At 67.3% G+C, this 20,081-nt stretch carries 14 protein-coding genes and 1 pseudogene; 6 read left to right on the plus strand and 9 right to left on the minus strand.

The window, feature by feature from the left end; genetic code table 11:
- Positions 1-10 precede the first annotated feature (10 nt).
- The 8 genes from AC5Y7D_RS07400 to yajC all read right to left on the minus strand — a co-directional run bounded on the left by AC5Y7D_RS07400 (position 11) and on the right by yajC (position 11,308).
- Positions 11-2,371 (minus strand): RelA/SpoT family protein, encoded by a 2,361-nt coding sequence (locus tag AC5Y7D_RS07400; protein WP_499922651.1) that lies wholly within the window; start codon positions 2,369-2,371, stop codon positions 11-13.
- Positions 2,372-2,452: 81 nt separating this feature from the next.
- A complete protein-coding gene (locus AC5Y7D_RS07405; protein ID WP_499922653.1) occupies positions 2,453-2,920 on the minus strand; it encodes a hypothetical protein in 468 nt (155 codons plus the stop codon).
- Positions 2,920-5,169, minus strand: coding sequence for a SpoIIE family protein phosphatase (locus AC5Y7D_RS07410; protein ID WP_499922654.1), 2,250 nt, complete (start codon positions 5,167-5,169; stop codon positions 2,920-2,922). The genes AC5Y7D_RS07405 and AC5Y7D_RS07410 overlap by 1 nt, the downstream gene beginning before the upstream one ends.
- Before the next feature lie 317 nt (positions 5,170-5,486).
- Positions 5,487-6,044, minus strand: coding sequence for an adenine phosphoribosyltransferase (locus tag AC5Y7D_RS07415; protein ID WP_499922656.1), 558 nt, complete (start codon positions 6,042-6,044; stop codon positions 5,487-5,489).
- Positions 6,026-7,648 carry an ABC transporter substrate-binding protein gene (locus AC5Y7D_RS07420; RefSeq protein ID WP_499922726.1) on the minus strand — a complete coding sequence of 541 codons (1,623 nt, stop codon included), beginning with the start codon at positions 7,646-7,648 and terminating at the stop codon, positions 6,026-6,028. The genes AC5Y7D_RS07415 and AC5Y7D_RS07420 overlap by 19 nt, the downstream gene beginning before the upstream one ends.
- 35 nt (positions 7,649-7,683) lie before the next feature.
- Positions 7,684-8,958 carry a protein translocase subunit SecF gene (gene secF, locus AC5Y7D_RS07425; protein ID WP_499922658.1) on the minus strand — a complete coding sequence of 425 codons (1,275 nt, stop codon included), beginning with the start codon at positions 8,956-8,958 and terminating at the stop codon, positions 7,684-7,686.
- Between the two features lie 3 nt (positions 8,959-8,961).
- Complete coding sequence (gene secD, locus AC5Y7D_RS07430) at positions 8,962-10,830, minus strand: protein translocase subunit SecD (protein ID WP_499922660.1); 1,869 nt, start codon at positions 10,828-10,830, stop codon at positions 8,962-8,964.
- 118 nt (positions 10,831-10,948) lie between these two features.
- On the minus strand, positions 10,949-11,308 hold the full coding sequence (gene yajC / locus AC5Y7D_RS07435) for a preprotein translocase subunit YajC (protein WP_499922661.1): 360 nt from the start codon (positions 11,306-11,308) through the stop codon (positions 10,949-10,951).
- 204 nt (positions 11,309-11,512) lie between these two features.
- On the opposite strand from yajC, the gene gabT reads away from it, so the two are divergent.
- Positions 11,513-12,853, plus strand: a complete 1,341-nt coding sequence (gabT, locus tag AC5Y7D_RS07440) for a 4-aminobutyrate--2-oxoglutarate transaminase (RefSeq protein WP_499922663.1) — start codon at positions 11,513-11,515, stop codon at positions 12,851-12,853.
- Between the two features lie 68 nt (positions 12,854-12,921).
- Here gabT and AC5Y7D_RS07445 read toward each other — a convergent pair whose 3' ends face one another.
- Positions 12,922-13,755 carry an alpha/beta fold hydrolase gene (locus AC5Y7D_RS07445; RefSeq protein WP_499922664.1) on the minus strand — a complete coding sequence of 278 codons (834 nt, stop codon included), beginning with the start codon at positions 13,753-13,755 and terminating at the stop codon, positions 12,922-12,924.
- 59 nt (positions 13,756-13,814) lie between these two features.
- On the opposite strand from AC5Y7D_RS07445, the gene AC5Y7D_RS07450 reads away from it, so the two are divergent.
- The 5 genes and pseudogenes from AC5Y7D_RS07450 to AC5Y7D_RS07470 form a co-directional block, all read left to right on the plus strand.
- On the plus strand, positions 13,815-14,279 hold the full coding sequence (locus AC5Y7D_RS07450) for a MarR family winged helix-turn-helix transcriptional regulator (protein ID WP_499922666.1): 465 nt from the start codon (positions 13,815-13,817) through the stop codon (positions 14,277-14,279).
- A gap of 138 nt (positions 14,280-14,417) precedes the next feature.
- Positions 14,418-17,930 (plus strand): carboxylic acid reductase, encoded by a 3,513-nt coding sequence (gene car, locus AC5Y7D_RS07455; protein WP_499922668.1) that lies wholly within the window; start codon positions 14,418-14,420, stop codon positions 17,928-17,930.
- Positions 17,931-18,089: 159 nt separating this feature from the next.
- Positions 18,090-18,272: pseudogene (locus tag AC5Y7D_RS07460) on the plus strand (ANTAR domain-containing protein); the annotation flags it as partial.
- Positions 18,273-18,464: 192 nt separating this feature from the next.
- Positions 18,465-19,160: a GAF and ANTAR domain-containing protein gene (locus AC5Y7D_RS07465; RefSeq protein ID WP_499922728.1), complete on the plus strand. Its 696-nt coding sequence runs from the start codon at positions 18,465-18,467 to the stop codon at positions 19,158-19,160.
- Positions 19,161-19,551: 391 nt separating this feature from the next.
- Positions 19,552-20,081, plus strand: a 530-nt coding sequence (locus AC5Y7D_RS07470; protein ID WP_499922669.1) for a PE family protein, incomplete at its 3' end; no start/stop codon positions are given.

The following is a 20,081-nucleotide window of genomic DNA, read 5'->3' on the forward strand; positions in this document are numbered from 1 at the left end:
CTACGACGCCTCAGGAAGCCGACGTCACCCGATACACGTCGTATACGCCCTCAACGTTGCGCACCACGTTGAGCAGGTGCCCCAGATGCTTGGGATCGCCCATCTCGAAGGTGAACCGGCTGATCGCCACCCGGTCACCCGACGTGGTGACCGATGCCGACAGGATGTTCACCTTCTCATCGGCCAGCACCCGGGTGATGTCGGACAGCAGCCGGTGCCGGTCGAGCGCCTCGACCTGGATCGCCACCAGGAACACCGACGACGCCGACGGTGCCCACAGCACCTCGATGATGCGCTCGGCCTGTTGCTGCAGCGACGCGGCGTTGGTGCAGTCGGTGCGGTGCACACTCACGCCGCCACCGCGGGTGACGAACCCCATGATCTGATCACCCGGCACCGGCGTGCAGCACTTGGCCAGCTTGGTCAGCACCCCCGGTGCACCGGGCACCGAAACCCCGACATCCTCGGTGCTGCGGGGACGCCGCAGCATGGTCGTCGGTGTGGAGCGCTCGGCCAGTTCCTCCTCGGCCTGGTCGAGACCGCCGAGTTCGGCCAGCAGCCGCTGCACCACGTGGCGCGCCGAAACATGCCCCTCGCCGATCGCGGTGTACATCGCCGAGACGTCGGCGTAGTGCAGCTCGCGGGCCACTGCCGCCATCGATTCACCATTGACCAAACGCTGCAACGGAAGTCCACCGCGGCGCACCTCGCGGGCCATGACGTCCTTGCCGGCCTCCAGCGCCTCCTCACGGCGCTCCTTGGCGAACCACTGCCGGATCTTCGTCTTGGCCCGCGGCGACACCACGAACTGCTGCCAGTCCCGCGACGGCCCGGCGTTCTGGGCCTTGGACGTGAAAACCTCTACGACTTCGCCGTTTTCCAGCTTGCGCTCGAGCGCCACCAGTCGTCCGTTGACGCGCGCGCCGATGCAGCGGTGGCCCACTTCGGTGTGCACCGCGTAAGCGAAGTCCACCGGGGTGGATCCGGTCGGCAGGGTGAAGACATCCCCCTTCGGCGAGAACACGAAAATCTCTTGTACGGCAAGGTCGTAACGCAACGATTCCAGGAATTCCCCGGGGTCGGCGGCCTCCCGCTGCCAGTCCAGCAGTTGACGCATCCAGGCCATGTCGTCGATCTCGGCGGCGGCGTGGGGATGCGGAACGCCGTTGCGGCCCTTGGCTTCCTTGTAGCGCCAGTGCGCGGCGATGCCGAACTCGGCGGTCTTGTGCATGTCGCGGGTGCGGATCTGCACCTCCAGCGGCTTGCCCTCCGGCCCGACGACGGTGGTGTGCAACGACTGATAGACGCCGTACCGAGGCTGGGCGATGTAGTCCTTGAACCGCCCGGCCATCGGCTGCCACAGTGAATGCACCACGCCCACAGCGGCATAGCAGTCGCGGATCTCGTCGCACAGGATGCGGATGCCGACCAGGTCGTGGATGTCGTCGAAATCGCGGCCCTTGACGATCATCTTCTGGTAGATCGACCAGTAATGCTTGGGGCGGCCCTCTACCGTCGCCTTGATCTTCGATGCGTTCAAAGTCGAGTTGATCTCGGTACGCACCTTGGCCAGATAGGTGTCCCGCGACGGCGCCCGGCCGGCCACCAACCGGACGATCTCCTCGTACTTCTTGGGATGCAGAATCGCGAACGACAGGTCTTCCAGTTCCCATTTGACACTGGCCATCCCCAGCCGATGGGCAAGCGGCGCAATGACTTCCAGTGTTTCGCGGGCCTTGCGGGCCTGCTTCTCCGGCGGCAGGAAGCGCATGGTGCGCATGTTGTGCAGCCGGTCGGCCACCTTGATCACCAGCACCCGGGGGTCGCGGGCCATCGCGGTGATCATCTTGCGGATCGTCTCGCCCTCGGCCGCGCTGCCCAGCACCACGCGGTCCAGCTTGGTGACGCCGTCGACGAGGTGGCCCACCTCGTCGCCGAAGTCCTCGGACAGTTGCTCGAGGGTGTAGCCGGTGTCCTCGACGGTGTCGTGCAACAGCGCGGCCACCAAGGTGGTGGTGTCCATGCCCAACTCGGCGAGGATGTTGGCGACGGCCAGCGGGTGGGTGATGTAGGGGTCGCCGGAGTGCCGCAGCTGGGTGGCGTGCTTCTGGTCGGCGACCTCGTACGCACGCTGCAGCAGGGACAGGTCGGCTTTGGGATAGACCTCGCGGTGCACCGCCACCAACGGCTCGAGCACCGGATTGATGGCGCCGCTGCGGGCCGTCATCCGGCGCGCCAGCCGGGCACGAACCCGACGGGACGCGCTGCTGGTGGTCTTCTGCGGCTCTACCGGCGGCTCGGGGATCTCGGCCACCGGTAGCGGTTCAGTGGGCGGCGCGGCAGCTTGCAGCGTGCTCTGGTCATCCGCCACGTCAGTCACCTCCGCCCTTGAGGATATCTCGGCCTCCGACACCGTCGCCCGGCATCAGGCACTCCCATGGGCACAACACCGTCAAGAATCATTTGGTTCCGCTGCGCCCGCTCCGGGCCGCGCTTCGTGGTGTCGGCGGCCATGCGTACGACGGGATTCCTTCATCTCGGATTCGAAGAGGTGCCGCAGCCCGCCCTGTAGAGCTTCCCGAATCTGACGCTCATGATCGCGCAATACCGACCAGTACCCGTCGTCGAATTCCTCGACGATCTGGAACGTCCACCGTCCCGGCAGCACGTTGCGCCCCACCATCTCGACTTCGAGGCGCCCGGCGACGTCGTCGTGCCCGGCGGCGCGCAATTTATCGCAGGCCTCCCCGAGCATCAGGTCCGCACGTCCCATCAACTGGTGAAACGAATACAGCTGGCCCCGGGCGCGTTCCACCCATTCCAGTGCTTCAGAAACCGCCCCTACCGCCTCGACCGTGGCATCGGTCACCCCGTCCGGCCTGGGGCGGGGGTTCGGCTCATCATCAGCGCCGTGGTTCATCAGGTTGCCCCTCTGCTGCCCACCGGCGGCGTCTCGGCCAGGGCAGTCTCGTCGTGTCGGAATCGGACGGCCATGATGCACGTGTCGTCTTTGCGCTGGGGTGCCGCAAAGCAGGTCGCCAGCTCGCGACACGCTTGATGCAGGGGGATATGCGGCTGCCAGGTTCTGAGGTGATGCTGCACGTCGGTGATGGCGACGTCAAGATCGGGCCCGCGGCGTTCGATCAGACCGTCGGTGTACATGAGCAGAACGGCACCGGAGTCGATGGAGACCGCGGCTTCGGCGTAGGTGACGTTGCGCAAGGGACCGAGCACCGGGCCACGGCCCCCGTTGAGCCGGGACACCTCGCCGCCGGCAGCGGGCAGCAGCAACGGCGGCGGATGGCCGGCCGCGCCATAGCGCAGGGTTCCTGACGCATGGTCGAAGATCGCCACCGACACAGTGGCGAACTGGCCGTGGCTGGTGTGGGCGGTGAAGACGTTGAGTTCGGCCAGCAGCCGGGCCGGTGAGAGCCCCTGGATTGCCAGTGCGCGCGCCGCGGCCCGCAGTTGAGCCATGTCCTCAACAGCGGGCAGGCCGTGACCGACCACGTCGCCGACCGCGAGATAGGTCCGGTTCTTCGGCAGCGCCAGCACATCCCACCAGTCCCCGCCCAGGCCGTGCGTCGCCGCGGCAGGCTCGTACCAGACGCCCACGTCCAGGCCGCCGACCTGGCTGGGCTGGGCCGGCAGCACGGCCGCTTGCAACGTCTCCGCCCGGGTGTGCTCATCGGCGTAGGCGCGAGCCCGTAACCCCGCCTGGGTGACCAGGGTGGCCACCGCCGAGGCGTACGCGCACTGGGCGGCATCGAACGGCTGTGGCTCATTCCACATCAGGCCCAACACCCCGACCGCGCGGCTGCCCACCATCAGCGGCCACGACCCGATCGAGGCGGCTTCCGATTCGGTCATCCACCGCACGGTCTGGGGGTAGCGCTGCTGGTACTCGGCGACGCTGCGGATCAAGACCGGCGTCGCGGTATTAACCGCGTCGCCTGCTGCGCTCGGTTGCAACAGTGATAACCCAGGACCGAACTGGGCCTCGATCGCGGGCGGGTGGCCGGCCATGTGCAACCAGTTCAAGGTGGCGCCGTCTTCGCTGACCAGCCCGAGCACCAGCGCGTCGGCGCCGGCCGCATGACGCACATGGGCTGCGGTTGCCTGGCCGATTTCGTCGGGCGTGGTGGCGGCGGCCAGCGCCTGGCCCAGTTCCGCCAGCGATCTGAGCCGGTCCCTCTCCCGCTGTTCGGCCTGGCGCTGCTTGACCTCTGCCACCCGACTGGATGCCTCTTGGCCGATCAGCACCGCCACGACCATGAGCACCACGATGAAGCACTGGGTGGCCGCCAAGCGCCCCCAGATGGCCACCGGAAGGGTGGCGAACAGCCCGAATCCGGCCGCGGCCAGGTAATCGGCCGCAAACGCCACCACCGCGCCGCACAGCGCTGCACCGATCACCTGCAGGCGAAACGCCGCGTAGGCCAGCAACGGCAACAGCAGCAGCGCAGGCGGCACGGGCAACCGGAAGGCGATCACCGCGACCACAGCAGTCAGCGCCGTGACGAGGAAAACCTCTGGTCGTCGGGCACGAATCAGCTGCCGCTGCCGCGGCCACAGCAGCGCGGGCGCGGCCACCACCAAAGTGCCCACCCCGGCACCGGCCAGCCAGCGCAGCACTCCGGCCGGCCACCAGATTCCGGCGTACTCCACCCCCACCGCCGCACCCAGCAGGCCGCCGGCCAGCGGACCCAGCACGCACGCCCCCGCCACGAACCGGAAAAAGTCGCCGCGGCGCCTCAGATCCGGCGCACCCTGACACCAGGACCGCACCAGTGCAGCGCCCACCAGCGGCGACACCGCGTGTGCGGCCGCCAGACCCGCGGCGGCTGGCAACGTGATTCCGTGGCCGGCATCGACCACAACGGATGCTGCCACGGCCGCGGCGACAATCACCGGCCATCGCCTGCCGCCGCTCAGCAGCAATGCCGCGACCACCACCCCGGCTGACGGAAGAACCGCGACCCCCACCGCGGGGGTGAAGGCCTGCCACGACGCGCTCGCGCCCGCGGCAAATCCCGTCGAAGCCACGCGGGAGGTGTGCCAGGTCAACTCCGAAGCGATTCCATACAGGACAGCCACCGGTAGGAAGGACCACAGCAACGGCCGCAACCATCCCGTCGCAGTTGCCGGGGGCGGCCCCTGTTCACTCATCGCCGGCCGCCCTGGATACGGCCATGAACCGTCCCGAGAAGTCCACGAGCCACCTCACCGCACCAGTACGCCAGAAGATCGGACGTCTGGTAAGCAACTCGTCGGTCACGCCGGAGTCCGAGCAGCCGTACCACAGTCACGTCCGCACATCGAGGTGTCGCGCTACCTGCTGAACGCCTGATTTCGAGAAAGCCGCCGTCGATTGCAGCAAACTACCTTACCGAGCCGATGGCGATTCGCAAAGGGCCGATCGGCTGCGTTGCCACGCCCGCGGCCAGCAAACGCGGAACTGTTGGACGCCCCGGGCCGGCAGCATGCTATGCCCGGCTCAGGCTGTGCACCGGCAGCGGTGCGATCGCATCGCGGCCGCCCAATGCCTCCAGCTCGACAACCACCACCGCACGGGTGATGTTGGCGCCTACCCGTTCGAGCAACCGGGTCGCGGCGCCCAGGGTGCCGCCGGTGGCCAGCACGTCGTCGATCAGCACCACGTTGCGGCCCGCCAGCTCCAGGCTGTCGGCCGGTATCTCCATGGTGGCCGTGCCGTACTCCATCTGGTAGTCCTCGCTGAGGACGGGCGGGGGCAGCTTGCCGCTCTTGCGGATGGACAGTAAGCCGGTGCCCAACCGCGAGGCGAGGGCGGCGGCTACCACGGCGCCCCGCGACTCGATGCCGACCACCAGGTCGGCGCCGGACGCAACGTCGGCCAGGGCATCAATCACCGCCGACATCGCGTCGCTGTCGGCGAACAGCGCGGTGAGGTCTTTGAATTTGATGCCGGGCGTCGGGAAATTCTCCACATCCCGGGTCAGCGATGCGATCACATCGGCCACCGGGGCATTCCCCCTGAGATTCATCACTGCATTAGCGCCCATCGGTCCATGTTCCAGCCCGCCCCCCAGCGGGTCGGGTTCCTGCTCACGGCGTACATCTTTTTCGACATCAACAACGTGCGCTGCTGGCGGTACAACGGCAACGTTGGAATGTCATTCCAGAGTACCGGCGCACTCTCGGACAGCAATCTGACACGCTCGGCGGGGTCGGCGGAGACAGCCAGCGCGCTGATGATCCCGTCGACCTGTGGATTCGCGTAGTTCGACAGGTTGTTTCCGTTGCCGCTGTGCAGGTCATAGGCGTCCACCGACGACGATCCGGTGGATCCGCTGCCGCTGGCTCCACCGGTGCTGGCCAGCAGTACGTCGACCTTTCCGTCCCGCAGCGCCTGCGGACCGGACGTGTCCAACGTCACACTCGAGACGGTGATTCCGGCCGGTGCGCACGATGCCGCGATGGACCCGACAGTGGCCGCCAATCTGGCATTCGGGCCGCGGTAGCCGATCCGCACCGTCAATGCCGCACCGCCCAGGGCCGCGCGGGCGGCATTCGGATCGGCCTTGTTGAACTGGGCCGCCTCGGTCGCGCCCTCGGCCGCGGACAGCGAGTCTTCAGCGGCCGGCGACAGCCGGGAATTGGCGATCGGCACTCCGGCGTCGCGGGCGATGGTGTCCCGTGGCGTGCACAACGCGAACGCATGGCGGGCAGCGCTGGCCGCGAGCGGCCCCTGGGGGGCGAAGATCAGCTGCTCGATGCCGGCTGAGGGCGCATCTGTGCGCTCGTAGTTGTCCGGGGTGGCCAGCGCTCCCGAGGAGCCGGCCGCGACATCGACCACGTCGACGCTGCGGTTGTTCACCCGATCCTGGATGTCACCACCCTGCGGCCACACGGTGATCCGCTTGGTGATCGCCCTGGGACCCCACCAGCGGTCGTTGGCGACCAGCACCACCGCACCGCCGTCCAGCACTCGCTCGATCTTGTACGGCCCGGACGACGGGAAGCGCTTGAGGTCGATTCCCGGCTTGAGGTCCCAGGTGCTGTTCCACACCTTGGCCACCTGTTCGGCCACCGCGCCCTTATTGGTAAGCAGCGCCGTGGTGATGTCGGTGCCCAGGGTGTCGGAGATGACGTGCGACGGCATCATCGACGTCGCGGTGAACAGCTGGGTGTAATCGACGAAGCCGCGGTCCGGGATGAACGACACCCGGGCCTTCTTCTGGCCGGGTGTGCACTCGATGTTGGCGATGTCGACGTACCCGGCCTGGGTGGCGGCGTCGAATCCGCCGAAGCGCCCGGATTGAGCCGCCCAGGCCAACACCAGATCGTCACACGTCACCGGCTTGCCGTCGGAATAGACTGCGTTGTCGGCGATTTGATAATCGAGCACCAGCGGCGCCCCGCCCACCACCGAGATGGTTCCGAAGTCGTGGTCGGCGACGACCTGCCCGTCTGGACCGTGGTAGCCGAACCCGGTGAGGGTGCGGGCGAACGCCTGAGCCCCGGCCGAGGCGGCGCCGATCACGGTATTGGTGTTGTAGGTGGACAGCGGGCCGTCCACGACATAGTCGACCTGCCCCGCGGCACTGCCCGAGCAGGCGGTCACTACGGACGTGACCAGCACCGCAGTCACGCCAGTGGCCAGCATGGCTGTGCGCCAGCGAGACCAGGTGGACATGCGGCCTACCGCTTGCCGGCGTTTCGCTTGCCGGTGGGCCGCCGCGTGCCGGTGGGGCGAACCGGCCGCGCCCCCGGCGCCGGCTTGTTGGTCGGCGCCGGCCTGTTGACGGTGACGGCCTCGGTCACCTCCTGCGCCGCCTTAACGCCGGAATCGGCGTCGTGGGCCTCGTCGGCGTCGGACTCCCCCTTGACCGGCGGCTGCTCGCTGGCCGCGCCGGCATTACGTCGGCGCAGCACCCGCCGGGTGTGGGTGCGCACCAGATCGGTGCGCTCCCGCAGGGTGACCAGCAACGGGGTGGCGAAGAAGATCGACGAGTAGGTACCGACCATGATGCCGATGAGCTGCACCAAAGCCAGGTCCTTCAGCGTGCCGACGCCCAGCAGCCACACCGCCACCACCATCAGTGCCACTACCGGCAAGACCGAGATCAAGCTGGTGTTGATCGAGCGCATGAACGTCTGGTTGACGGCCAGGTTGGCCTGTTCGGCAAAGGTGCGCCGGGTGGTGTGCTGGAAGCCGTGTGTGTTCTCCTCGACCTTATCGAACACGATGACGGTGTCGTAGATCGAGAAGCCGAGGATCGTCAGCAGCCCGATCACGGTCGCAGGGGTGACTTCAAAGCCCACCAGGGCGTAGACGCCGGCGGTGACCGTGATGTCGAAGATCATGGCCGCCAGTGCCGACAGTGTCATGTAGCGCTCGTAACGCACCGTGATGTAGACGGCGACCAGCACCAGGAACACCAACAGCGCGATTACCGCCTTCTTGGTGATCTGACCGCCCCAGGTCTCCGACACCGCCGCGTCGCTGATGGCTTTCTTGCTGGCAGTTCCGTCGGGACCCTTGGGGTGGAAGGCGTCGAACAGTGCGTTGCGCAACTTCTCGGTCTGCTCGTTGGTCAGTGTCTCCGACCGGATCTGCACGGTTGCCGACGAACCCTTGCCGACGGTGACCACCGATTCGGGCTCTTTGCCGATGGCGCTGTGAAAGACGTTCTCGACCTGCTCGACCTGGATCGTGCCTGACGAACCGGCCGACGGCATGGAAACCGTGGTGCCGCCCTTGAAGTCGATACCGAAGGTGAAACCGCGAATCAGGATGGCCAGGACCGCGACCGCCATGATTGTTCCACTGATGCCGTACCAGAGCCTGCGGCGCCCCACCACCTCGAACGCACCGGTGCCGGTGTAGAGGCGGGACAGGAAACTGCGTTGGGGCCCAGTGGATTTGGGCTCATCGTCGGGCTCGATGGCTTCGGTGGCCTTGGTTGACGCCATGGCTTAACCCCGTCCCGTCTTTGCCGCCGAACTCGACGCCCGGCGTTCGCGTGCGACCTGCTGGACTGCGCCCAGACCGTTGTATGCCGGCTTGCCCAGCCTCGGCGACTTGGAAGCCAGGTACACCAGTGGCCAGGTGACCAGGAACACCACCACCAGGTCGAGGATGGTGGTCAGGCCCAGGGTGAACGCGAATCCCTTCACCTGCCCGATGGCCAGGAAGTACAGCACCGCGGCCGCCAGGAAGGTGACGGCGTTACCGGACACGATGGTCTTGCGGGCCCGCGCCCAGCCCCGGGGAACCGCCGACCGGAACGAACGGCCTTCGCGTATCTCGTCTTTGATGCGTTCGAAGAACACGACGAAGGAGTCGGCGGTGGTGCCGATACCGATGATCAGACCCGCGATGCCGGCCAGGTCCAGGGTGTAGTTGATGTACCGGCCCAGCAGCACCAGGATCGCGAAAACCATGGCGCCGGAAGCCACCAGCGACAACGCCGTCAGCAGTCCCAGCACCCGGTAGTAGAGCAGCGAATACAGCAGCACCAGCACCAGACCGATACCACCGGCGATCAGGCCGGCCCGCAGCGACGTCAATCCCAGTGTGGCCGAGACAGTTTGGGCTTCCGACGACTCGAACGACAACGGCAGCGACCCGTACTTCAGGACATTGGCCAGTTGTTTGGCGGTAGCCGCGCTGAACGGTGGGTCACCGCCGCTGATCTGGGTGCGCCCACCGGGGATGGGTTCCCTGATCATCGGCGCGCTGACCACCTGGGAATCCAGCGTGAAGGCCGTCTGGGTGCCGGTATGAGCGGCGGTGTAATCGGCCCAGACGTTGGCGGCGGCACTCTTGAACTGCAGGTCCACCACATAGCCCAGGCTGCTCTGGTTCATTCCGGAGGTGGCGTCCTGAATCTGGTCACCGCTGATGATGGACGGCGCCAGCAGGTATGCGGTCTTGTGGTCGGTCGAGCAGGTGACCAGCGGCAGCTTCGGGTCGTCGTTGCCGGCCAGGATGTCGTCTTTGTCGCAGCGAGTCGCCTGGAACTGCAGTGCGACCATCTGGATGTACTGGCTGGTGTTCTGTCGCCACTTCTTCTCTTGCGCGATGCGCTCGGCAAGATCCTTACGTGGATCCGGGGCGGCCGGCACGTCGGTGGGCGGCGCCTCGGTGGGGGGCGCTGCGCCCGTCGGCGCCGGCGAGGGACCAGGGCCGGGGGCCGGCGAGCTGCCGGGCGGGGGCGTAGGCGAGGGGCTGGGCGCCGGATCCTGCGGATACGGCCTGGGCTGACCGCGCGGCGGCGCCGGCGCGCCCGACTGCGGCGGCGCGGGGACCCCGGCGCCGGGAGCACCGGGAACAGGTGCCGGGGCGCCGGGCGCGGGCGCGCCGGGTGCACCCGGCGCCGGGGCGCCGGGAGCCGGGGCGGGAGCACCGGGCTGGCCGCCGGCCGGCGGCTGACCTGGTTTGGGCTCCTCCGGAGCCTTCTGGGCCGGCATCGAGTTGATCACCGGCCGGATGTAGAGGCGCGCCGTCTGGCCCAGGTCACGAGCCTCGTTCCCGTCGCTGCCGGGCACGGTGATGACCAGGTTGTCACCGTCGACGACGACTTCGGACCCAGAGACGCCGAGCCCGTTGACCCGCGAGCTGATGATCTGCTGGGCCTGCGCCAATGCGTCCCGACTCGGACGGGAACCGTCCGGAGTTCGCGCGGTCAACGTCACCCGGGTTCCACCCTGCAGGTCGATCCCCAGCTTGGGGGTGGCCTTCTTGTCCCCGGTCAGGAACACCAACAAATAGACGCCGACGAACATGAGCAGGAACACCGACAGGTAGCGGGCAGGCTGCACCGGCGCCGAAGACGATGCCACGTTCCTTCTGTCTCCTTGAGAATCGGTCTTTGAGGATAGGTCCGGCCCTGGACAGAGCCTCCGGAAAGACTACGTGCCGCGCCGCGACGGACGTCGCCCGCGCGGCAGTCGGTGTGGGTCAGGAATCCTTGATGACGCGGCCGGACTCGGAGTCGGCGATCTCGTCCTCGCCCAACTCCAATGCGGTGCTCTCGACCTCATAGTCCTCGTCATCGTCGTCGGGCAGGATGCGGTCGCGCACCGCCAGCTTCATCCAGGTCGTCACCACCCCGGGTGCGATCTCGAGTTCGACCGTGTCGTCGGTGAAGCTGACGACCGTCGCCTCCAGCCCCGAGGTGGTGTGGACCCGGTCGCCCGGCTGCAATGACTCGTGCAGGTCGATGGTGGCCTGCATCGCCTTCCGCTGCCGCCGCGAGGCGAAGTACATGAACCCGCCCATGATGAGCAGGAACGGCAGGAACAAGACAAAACTCTCCATCAACACGCCTGTCTTTCGTATCGGTAGTGCTCGAAATTTCCCCACGATCCGGGGACGGTGCCGGGTCTGACCCGGGCTCGCTCACGTCGCTAACGGTCCAGTCTGCCATTACCGCAGGTCGCAAACCGACCGGCACCGTCCAGCCCGTCACCGGCTAGGCTTTTACCCGCGACGTGACCTGCGCGTCCGCGGGAGGAGGAGTCCGTGGCCAGCCTCGAGCAGAGCCGCCATTTGGCCACCGAGATCCCGGGTCCCGCGTCGTTGCGGTTGAACAAGCGCCGCACCGCCGCCGTGTCGCACGGCGTGGGCGTCACCCTGCCGGTGTTCGTGGCCCGCGCCGGTGGCGGCGTCGTGGAGGACGTGGACGGCAACCGGCTCATCGACCTGGGTTCCGGTATCGCGGTGACCACGATCGGCAACGCGGCCCCACCCGTCGTGGAGGCGGTGCGCCGGCAGGTCGACGAGTTCACCCACACCTGCTTCATGGTGACGCCCTACGAGGGTTACGTCGCCGTGGCCGAGGAGCTGAACCGGATCACCCCGGGCGACGGTGAGAAACGTTCGGTGCTGTTCAACTCCGGCGCCGAGGCGGTCGAGAGCTCCATCAAGGTCGCGCGCACCTTCACTCGCAAGTCGGCCGTGGTCGCCTTCGACCACGCCTATCACGGCCGAACCAACCTGACCATGGCGCTGACCGCCAAATCGATGCCCTACAAGAGCGGATTCGGGCCGTTCGCCCCGGAGATCTACCGCGCTCCGATGTCCTACCCGTACCGCGACGCGCTGCTCGACAAGGAGTTGGCCACCGACGGCGAGAAGGCCGCGGCCCGGGCCATCAGCGTCATCGACAAGCAGGTCGGTGCGCAGAATCTGGCGGCGGTCATCATCGAGCCGATTCAGGGCGAGGGCGGTTTCATCGTCCCGGCCGAGGGGTTCCTGCCCGCACTGCTGCGGTGGTGCCGGGAGAACGACGTGGTGTTCATCGCCGACGAGGTGCAAACCGGATTCGCGCGCAGCGGCGACATGTTCGCCTGCGAGCACGAGGGCGTGGCGCCCGACATCATCGTGACGGCCAAAGGCATCGCCGACGGGCTGCCGCTCTCGGCGATCACCGGTCGCGCCGAGGTCATGGACGCCCCGCACGCGGGCGGGCTGGGTGGGACCTTCGGCGGCAATCCCGTCGCGTGCGCGGCGGCACTGGCCACCATCGCCACCATCGAATCCGACGGGCTGATCGAACGGGCACGCGAGATCGAGCGCCTGTTGACCGAACCGCTGCTGCGGCTGCAGGCCGGCGACGACCGCATCGGGGACGTGCGCGGCCGCGGCGCCATGATCGCCATCGAGCTGGTGAAGTCCGGCACCTCGGAGCCCGACCCGGAACTGACGCTGCGGTTGGCCACCGCGGCGCATGCCGCCGGCGTCATCGTGCTGACCTGCGGCATGTTCGGCAACATCATCCGACTGCTGCCACCCCTGGCCATCACCGACGAGCTGCTGACCGAAGGTCTGGAAGTGGTGACGGGGCTGCTCGCCGATCTGTGAATCGCCCACCCTCGGGCGCCCCAGATTGCAGGCACGCACACCCGCGTCGGCGAGTCGTGTGGCTGGTGTCAGTGTCGCGGCGGGGCGGACTCTGCGGCATCCCAGAAGTCGACCAGCGTCCGCGCCACCGCTGGCGCGTCCACCAGCAGCGGCGCCACCCGCCCGCCGCCCATCACCACGTCAGCCCGGGCATTGCGCATGCCGGCGCAGGCGGCCCTGGCCTCGTGCGGCGGCCAGCCTTCGTCGTCGTCGTGCGCGGCCAGCATCAGCGTCGGCGCGCAAACGTGCGGCAGCCGATCGTGCAGATCCGGCCGCTTGAGCATCATCGATCGCGCAGCGTGATACATCCCGGTGCGGTCGGCCTGCCGGAACGCGTCCATCACCGCTGCGGAGCCGTCCGGTCCCAGCAGAGCCATTGACAGCGGATCGCAGACCAGCCGCGTAGGACCGAACAGCCGATACAGCGCCACCAACGGCCACCCTTTCGTGACGCGGAAGCGCGGACTGATCCCGTGCACCGGGGTGCCGACGGTGGCCAGGGAGCGGATCCGCCGCGGCTGGGTCGCCGCCAGCAGAATCCCGATGTGTCCGCCCCACGCGTTGCCGACCCAGTCGACCGGCTCGGAGATGCCCAGCCCGTCCAGCACGTCGGCAGCGGCTTGAACGCACTCGTCGAACGTGAAATCGCGCTTGACCGGCGCGCTGCCGCCGTGCGACGGCCCGTCGACGGCGATCACCGCGCGCTGCGGCGCCCGCACCTCGAGCGCGTCGATCAGCGGTCCCCACGACCGCGAATCGAGGAACAAGCTGTGCCACAGGACGGTGACCGGCCCGCTCCCCCGGCGCAGCACGTGCAACCGGCCCAACTCCGTCTCGACGAACTCGTCCATCAACTTGTTCATGGCCAACCCCATTTACTTCGGAAACCGAAACTTCGGTAACCATAGTATCTTCGAGAACCATGGCGACGTCAAGAGATCTGCCCGCGGATCGGCAGGCGGTCGGACAGCTCCTGGTGCGGTTGACGCGGCGGTTTCGCACCGACCTGGCCGCACCGCACGCCGAGCAGGGTTACGGCGACATCCGCGATCCCCACCTGCAGATCTTCGGCAACATCCGGATGGGCGGCATCCGGCTGACCGAGCTGGCCTCCCGGGCACAGCTGAGCCTCGCGGCGACGTCCGAACTCGTGAACGATCTGGCGACGCTGGGATATCTGACCCGCCGCCCCGACCCGCAGGACGGACGCGCGAAACTCATCGACCTCACCGACCGCGGACGGCGGCTGCTCGCCGACGCCGGCGATCGGGTGGCCGACATCGAGGCCCGATGGTCAGCACTGGTGGGCGCCGAGGACTTCGCGCACATGTGCGCCACGATGCAGCGGCTGCTCGATGCGCTCGACCCGGAAGACTCCCGCGCCTGAGCGGGTGGCGCAACTCACAGCCGACTGGCAGTTCGTGCTCATTGAGGAATATCTTTACTTTAGCTAACGTTCTTTTATCGGGCGCAGCGCCGCGCCACCTAGATTTCATTCTTCCGGTTGATTTCAAAGAGGACTGATATGACGACCACACCAGAAGAGCGGCTCGAACGCCGAGCAGAGCGGCTCGCCGCCACCGACCCGCAGTTCGCGGCCGCCCGGCCGGACCCCGCCGTAGCCGAGGCGCTGGAGAACCCGGCGCTGCGGCTGCCGCAGGTCATCCAGACTGTCGTCGACGGTTACGCCGACCGGCCCGCACTGGGCCACCGGGCCGTGGAGTTCGTCGCGGACCCCAAGACCGGGCGGACCTCGCTGCACCTGCTCCCCCGGTTCGAGACCATCACCTACCGCGAGCTCGGCGACCGGATCGCCGCGTTCGGCCGCGCCCTGAGCGCCGACGGCGTCCAGGCCGGTGACCGCGTGTGCGTTCTCGGCTTCAACAGCGTGGACTACACCACGATCGACATGGCACTCGGCCAGGTCGGTGCGGTGTCGGTGCCCCTGCAGACCAGCGCGGCGATCACCCAGCTGCAGCCGATCGTCGCCGAGACCGAACCCACCCTGATCGCCGCGAGCGTGGACCAGCTGACGGACGCCGTCGAATTGATCCGCGGGGCGGCCGACACGCCCGCAAAGCTGGTGGTGTTCGACTACCACCCGCAGGTCGACGACGAACGGGAGGCCGTTCAACGCGCCGCGGCTGCCCTCGCCGACACTGGTGTGGTGGTCGAGACGCTGGCCGCCGCGCTGCGGCGCGGCGCGGAGCTGCCCGCTCACCGGATCACCGAGGTGAACGACGACGCGCTGGCCCTGCTGATCTACACCTCCGGCAGCACCGGGGCGCCCAAGGGCGCGATGTACCCGCAGCGCAACGTCGGCAAGATGTTCCGCCGGTCGGCCAAGAACTGGTTCGGGCCGACAGTCGCCTCGATCACGCTGAACTTCATGCCGATGAGCCACGTCATGGGGCGCGGCATCCTCTACGGCACGCTCGGCAACGGCGGTACCGCCTACTTCGCCGCCAAGAGCGACCTGTCAACGTTCCTGGAAGACCTGGCCCTGGTACGGCCCACCGAGTTGAACTTCGTCCCGCGCATCTGGGAAACCCTGTACGGCGAATTCCTGCGCGAAGTGGACCGCCGGACGTTGGACGGCACGGCGCGCGCGGCGGTCCAGGCGCAAGTGCTGGTCGAGCAGCGCGAGCAGCTACTGGGTGGACGCTTCATCTTCGCCATGACGGGCTCGGCGCCCACCTCCCCGGAACTGAAGGCCTGGGCCGAGTCGCTGCTGGAGATGCACCTGCTGGACGGCTACGGATCCACCGAAGCCGGAATGGTGCTGTTCGACGGCGAGGTGCAGCGCCCGCCGGTCATCGACTACAAGCTGGTCGACGTGCCGGATCTGGGTTACTTCACCACCGACCGGCCGTACCCGCGAGGCGAGCTGCTGCTCAAGACCGAGAACATGTTCCCCGGCTACTACAAGCGCCCGGAGATCACGGCCGGCGTGTTCGACGAGGACGGCTACTACCGCACCGGCGACGTCGTCGCCGAGATCGCTCCGAACCAGGTTCGCTACGTCGACCGCCGCAATAACGTGCTCAAGCTCGCCCAAGGCGAGTTCGTCACCGTCGCCAAGCTCGAGGCGGTGTTCGGCAACAGCCCGCTGGTGCGCCAGATCTACGTCTACGGCAACAGCGCGCATCCCTACCTGTTGGCAGTGGTAGTGCCGACCGAAGACGCACTGGCCACGCACGGCGTCGAGGCACTCAAGCCGATGATCGCCGACTCGCTGCAGAGCGTCGCGAAAGAGGCCGCCCTGCAGTCCTACGAGGTGCCCCGGGACTTCATCATCGAGACGACCCCGTTCACCCTGGAGAACGGCTTGTTGACCGGCATCCGCAAGCTGGCATGGCCGAAGCTGAAGGCACACTACGGCGACCGGCTGGAACAGCTCTACGCCGACCTGGCCGCGGGGCAGGCCAGCGTGCTGACCGAGCTGCGCCGCAGCGGGGCGGACGGCCCGGTGCTGGACACGGTGAGCCGGGCCGCGGCCGCGCTGCTCGGCACCGCGAGCAGCGACCTGCCGCCCGACGCGCACTTCACCGACCTGGGCGGAGATTCGTTGTCGGCGTTGACATTCGGCAACCTGCTGCGAGAGATCTTCGACATCGACGTGCCGGTGGCGGTCATCGTCAGCCCGGCCAACGATCTGCAGGCGATCGCAACCTACATCGAGGCCGAACGGCAGGGAGCCAAGCGGCCGAGCTTTGCCGCCGTGCACGGTCGCGACGCGGTGGAGGTGCACGCGAGCGACCTGACACTCGACAAGTTCCTCGACGCCGCGACGCTGGACGCCGCGCCGCAGCTGCCCAAGCCGAGCGCCGAGGTGCGTACCGTTTTGTTGACCGGCGCCACCGGGTTCCTCGGGCGCTACCTGGCCCTGGACTGGCTGGAACGAATGGATCTGGTCGATGGCAGGGTGATCGCGCTGGTGCGGGCGAAGTCCGACGAGGAGGCCCGGACCCGCCTGGACCGGACCTTCGATAGCGGCGATCCGGCGCTGCTGGCCCACTACCAGCGGCTGGCCGCCGACCATTTGGAGGTCATTGCCGGGGACAAGGGTGAGGCCGGTCTCGGCCTGGACCCGCAGGTCTGGCAACGGCTGGCGGACACCGTCGACCTGATCGTCGACCCGGCTGCCCTGGTCAACCACGTGCTGCCCTACAGCGAACTGTTCGGCCCCAACGCACTGGGTACCGCCGAGCTGATCAAGCTCGCGCTGACCGGCAGGCAGAAGCCGTACACGTACGTGTCGACGATCGGGGTGGGCGACCAGATCAAGCCGGGACAGTTCACCGAGGACGCCGACATTCGCCGGATCAGCGCTACCCGCGCGATCAACGACAGCTATGCCAACGGTTACGGCAACAGCAAATGGGCCGGCGAAGTCCTGCTGCGTGAGGCCCACGACCTGTGCGGACTGCCGGTGGCCGTGTTCCGCTGCGACATGATCCTGGCCGACACGACCTACGCCGGTCAGCTCAACGTGCCGGACATGTTCACCCGCATGATGCTCAGCCTGGCGGCGACCGGGATTGCGCCGGAATCGTTCTACGAGACCGACGCCGAAGGCAACCGGCAGCGGGCCCACTACGACGGCCTGCCGGTCGAGTTCATCGCCGAGGCCATCTCCACGTTGGGGGCCCAGAACGTCGGCGAGGGGTTCCAGACCTACCACGTCATGAACCCCTACGACGACGGCATCGGCATGGACGAGTTCGTGGACTGGCTCGTCGACCCGGCCGGAGCCGGTTGCGCTATCGCGCGCATCGCCGACTACGGGGAATGGCTGCAGCGGTTCGAGACCTCGCTGCGAGGCCTGCCGGAGAAACAGCGCCAGGCCTCACTGCTGCCGTTGCTGCACAACTACCAGAAGCCCCAGCAGCCGCTACGCGGCTCGCTGGCACCCACGGACCGGTTCCGCGCGGCGGTGCAGGAGGCCAAGATCGGCCCGGACAAGGACATCCCGCATGTCACGCCGGCGATCATCGCCAAATACATCAGCGATCTGCGGCTGCTCCGGCTGCTCTGATGCAGGGCCGGGACGGGCGCTCGGGGTAGTCGACCGAACGCCGGTCCCGGCGTCGTTTGACCAGCGGTACGGCGGGCTAACGTAAGGGTATGTCGCAGCCGGGCAACCTCGACGTGGCGGTGCGCATGGCCGAACTGAGCCGGGCGCCTGCCGCATCTCGTGCTGGCCGCCCACGCGGCCGCGGCGATCATGGCCAGTCGCCACAGCGAAAACCTTCGTTCGGGCATCGTCATGGAGCGCGACGACGTCGACGACGTTCAGGCCTGCGACATGCTGCGCCGGCTGTCCCAAAAGAGCAACACCGCGTTGGTCGACATCGCACAGCGGGTGATCGCCACCCGTCGACACCGTCGTCTGCTGAGCAACATCTCCGACATGCGGGCGAACGCTCGCGCCAATTCTTCAGCTGGGCCGCAATCTGCCGTCACCGGTAGGCAACTCCCCGTGGGCACCCGGTGGCGGACCATGACGGACTACCACCGTCAAAGTGGCCGACGGTTTGACCGCCGTTTAGCGGGTGGCAGACTCGGGTCCATGCCCCAGCCCTCCAACCACGACCTTGCGCTGCGTATGGCCGAGCTGGCGCGCGTAGTCGCGACACCCCGTCGCGTCGAAGACATCTTGACCGAGGTCACCTCCGCCGCGGTGGAGCTGATCGAGGGAGTCGACACCGCCGGCATTCTGCTGATCGGTAAAGGTGGCCGGTTCGATTCGGTTGCCACTACCAACGAGCTGCCGCACGAGCTCGACGAACTGCAACACACCCTCAACGAGGGACCCTGCATCGAGGCAGCCTCGTCCTCCGACTACGACGTGGTGCGCACTGACGACTTCCGCAACGAAACGCGCTGGCCCGCCTATTCGGCGGCCGTTACGAAGCTGGGCGTGCTCAGCGGAATGTCGTTTCGCCTGTACACCCAGGAGCGCACCGCCGGTGCGTTGAACCTGTTCGGCTACCAACCGACGCAGTGGGACGTCGAGCGACAAACGATCGGCACGGTGCTGGCCGCCCACGCCGCCGCGGCGATCATGGCCAGTCGCCACAGCGAGAACCTTCGGTCGGCGGTGGCGAGCAGGGACCGCATCGGTCAGGCCAAGGGCATCATCATGGAGCGCTACGACATCGACGACGTTCGGGCTTTCGACATGCTGCGCCGGCTGTCCCAGGAGAGCAACACCTCGCTGGTCGACGTCGCGCAGCGGGTGATCGCCACCCGCGGCGATCGCTGACCCGCGTATATCTAGAAAAGGCCAAATCAACCCTGGATTGCTGCCCGAAGTCGGTTGATCCGTTCGGGAGGGGTGTTGAAGTGGAATCTTATTCCAGACAGCGGTACTCGCATACCCGGCCCACCGCCTCACTGCAACCTTTTGCGAAGGTTCTGAACCCGAAATTCGTTGTGCGCCAAGACTTTCAATGTAACAAAAGACTTCGGCAGTTTAGGAAGCCGAAATTGTACGCATCTGCGGAAATCGTCGAGTCAAGAATCGCCGTTTTATGAACTTCCCGAAAATGTTGAAGAATTTTTGAGTTTGAATACTGACGATTCTGCGCCCGCGCGATAACGTCTTGGGCGCAGTCATCGCTGATCGCTCAGCGCGAGGTCAAGGAGCACCGGGTATGTCCTCTTTTTTGATCGCATCCCCCGAGGTGTTGGCCCTGGCGGCGGGTGACCTGCGGGGTCTGGGCGAGGTGCTTCGGGCGGCCAATATGGTTGCGGCTCCCTGGACCACCGAGATCGTCCCGCTGGCCGGAGATGAGGTGTCGGCGGCGGTGTCGGGGGTGTTCGGCGCCTTCGGGCAGGATTACCAGAAGCTCAGCATCCAAGTAGCGCAGTTTCATGAAGACTTCATGCGCACGCTGGGCGCCGGCGGCGCGGCATATGCGGCCGCTGAGACCGCAAACTTGTCCCCTTTGCAGATCCTTGAGCGAGACGTACTCGGGTTGATCAACGCACCGACCAATACTTTGCTGGGGCGCCCGCTCATCGGTGACGGTTATAACGGCGCCGCGGGCACCGGGCAGGCAGGTGGGGCAGGCGGGATCCTATGGGGCAACGGCGGCAACGGCGGATCAGGCGCCTCCGGCCAGACCGGCGGACGCGGCGGTGACGCCGGTCTGTTCGGCAACGGCGGGGTCGGCGGAGCCGG

Source organism: Mycobacterium sp. NGS49 (assembly GCF_059812565.1).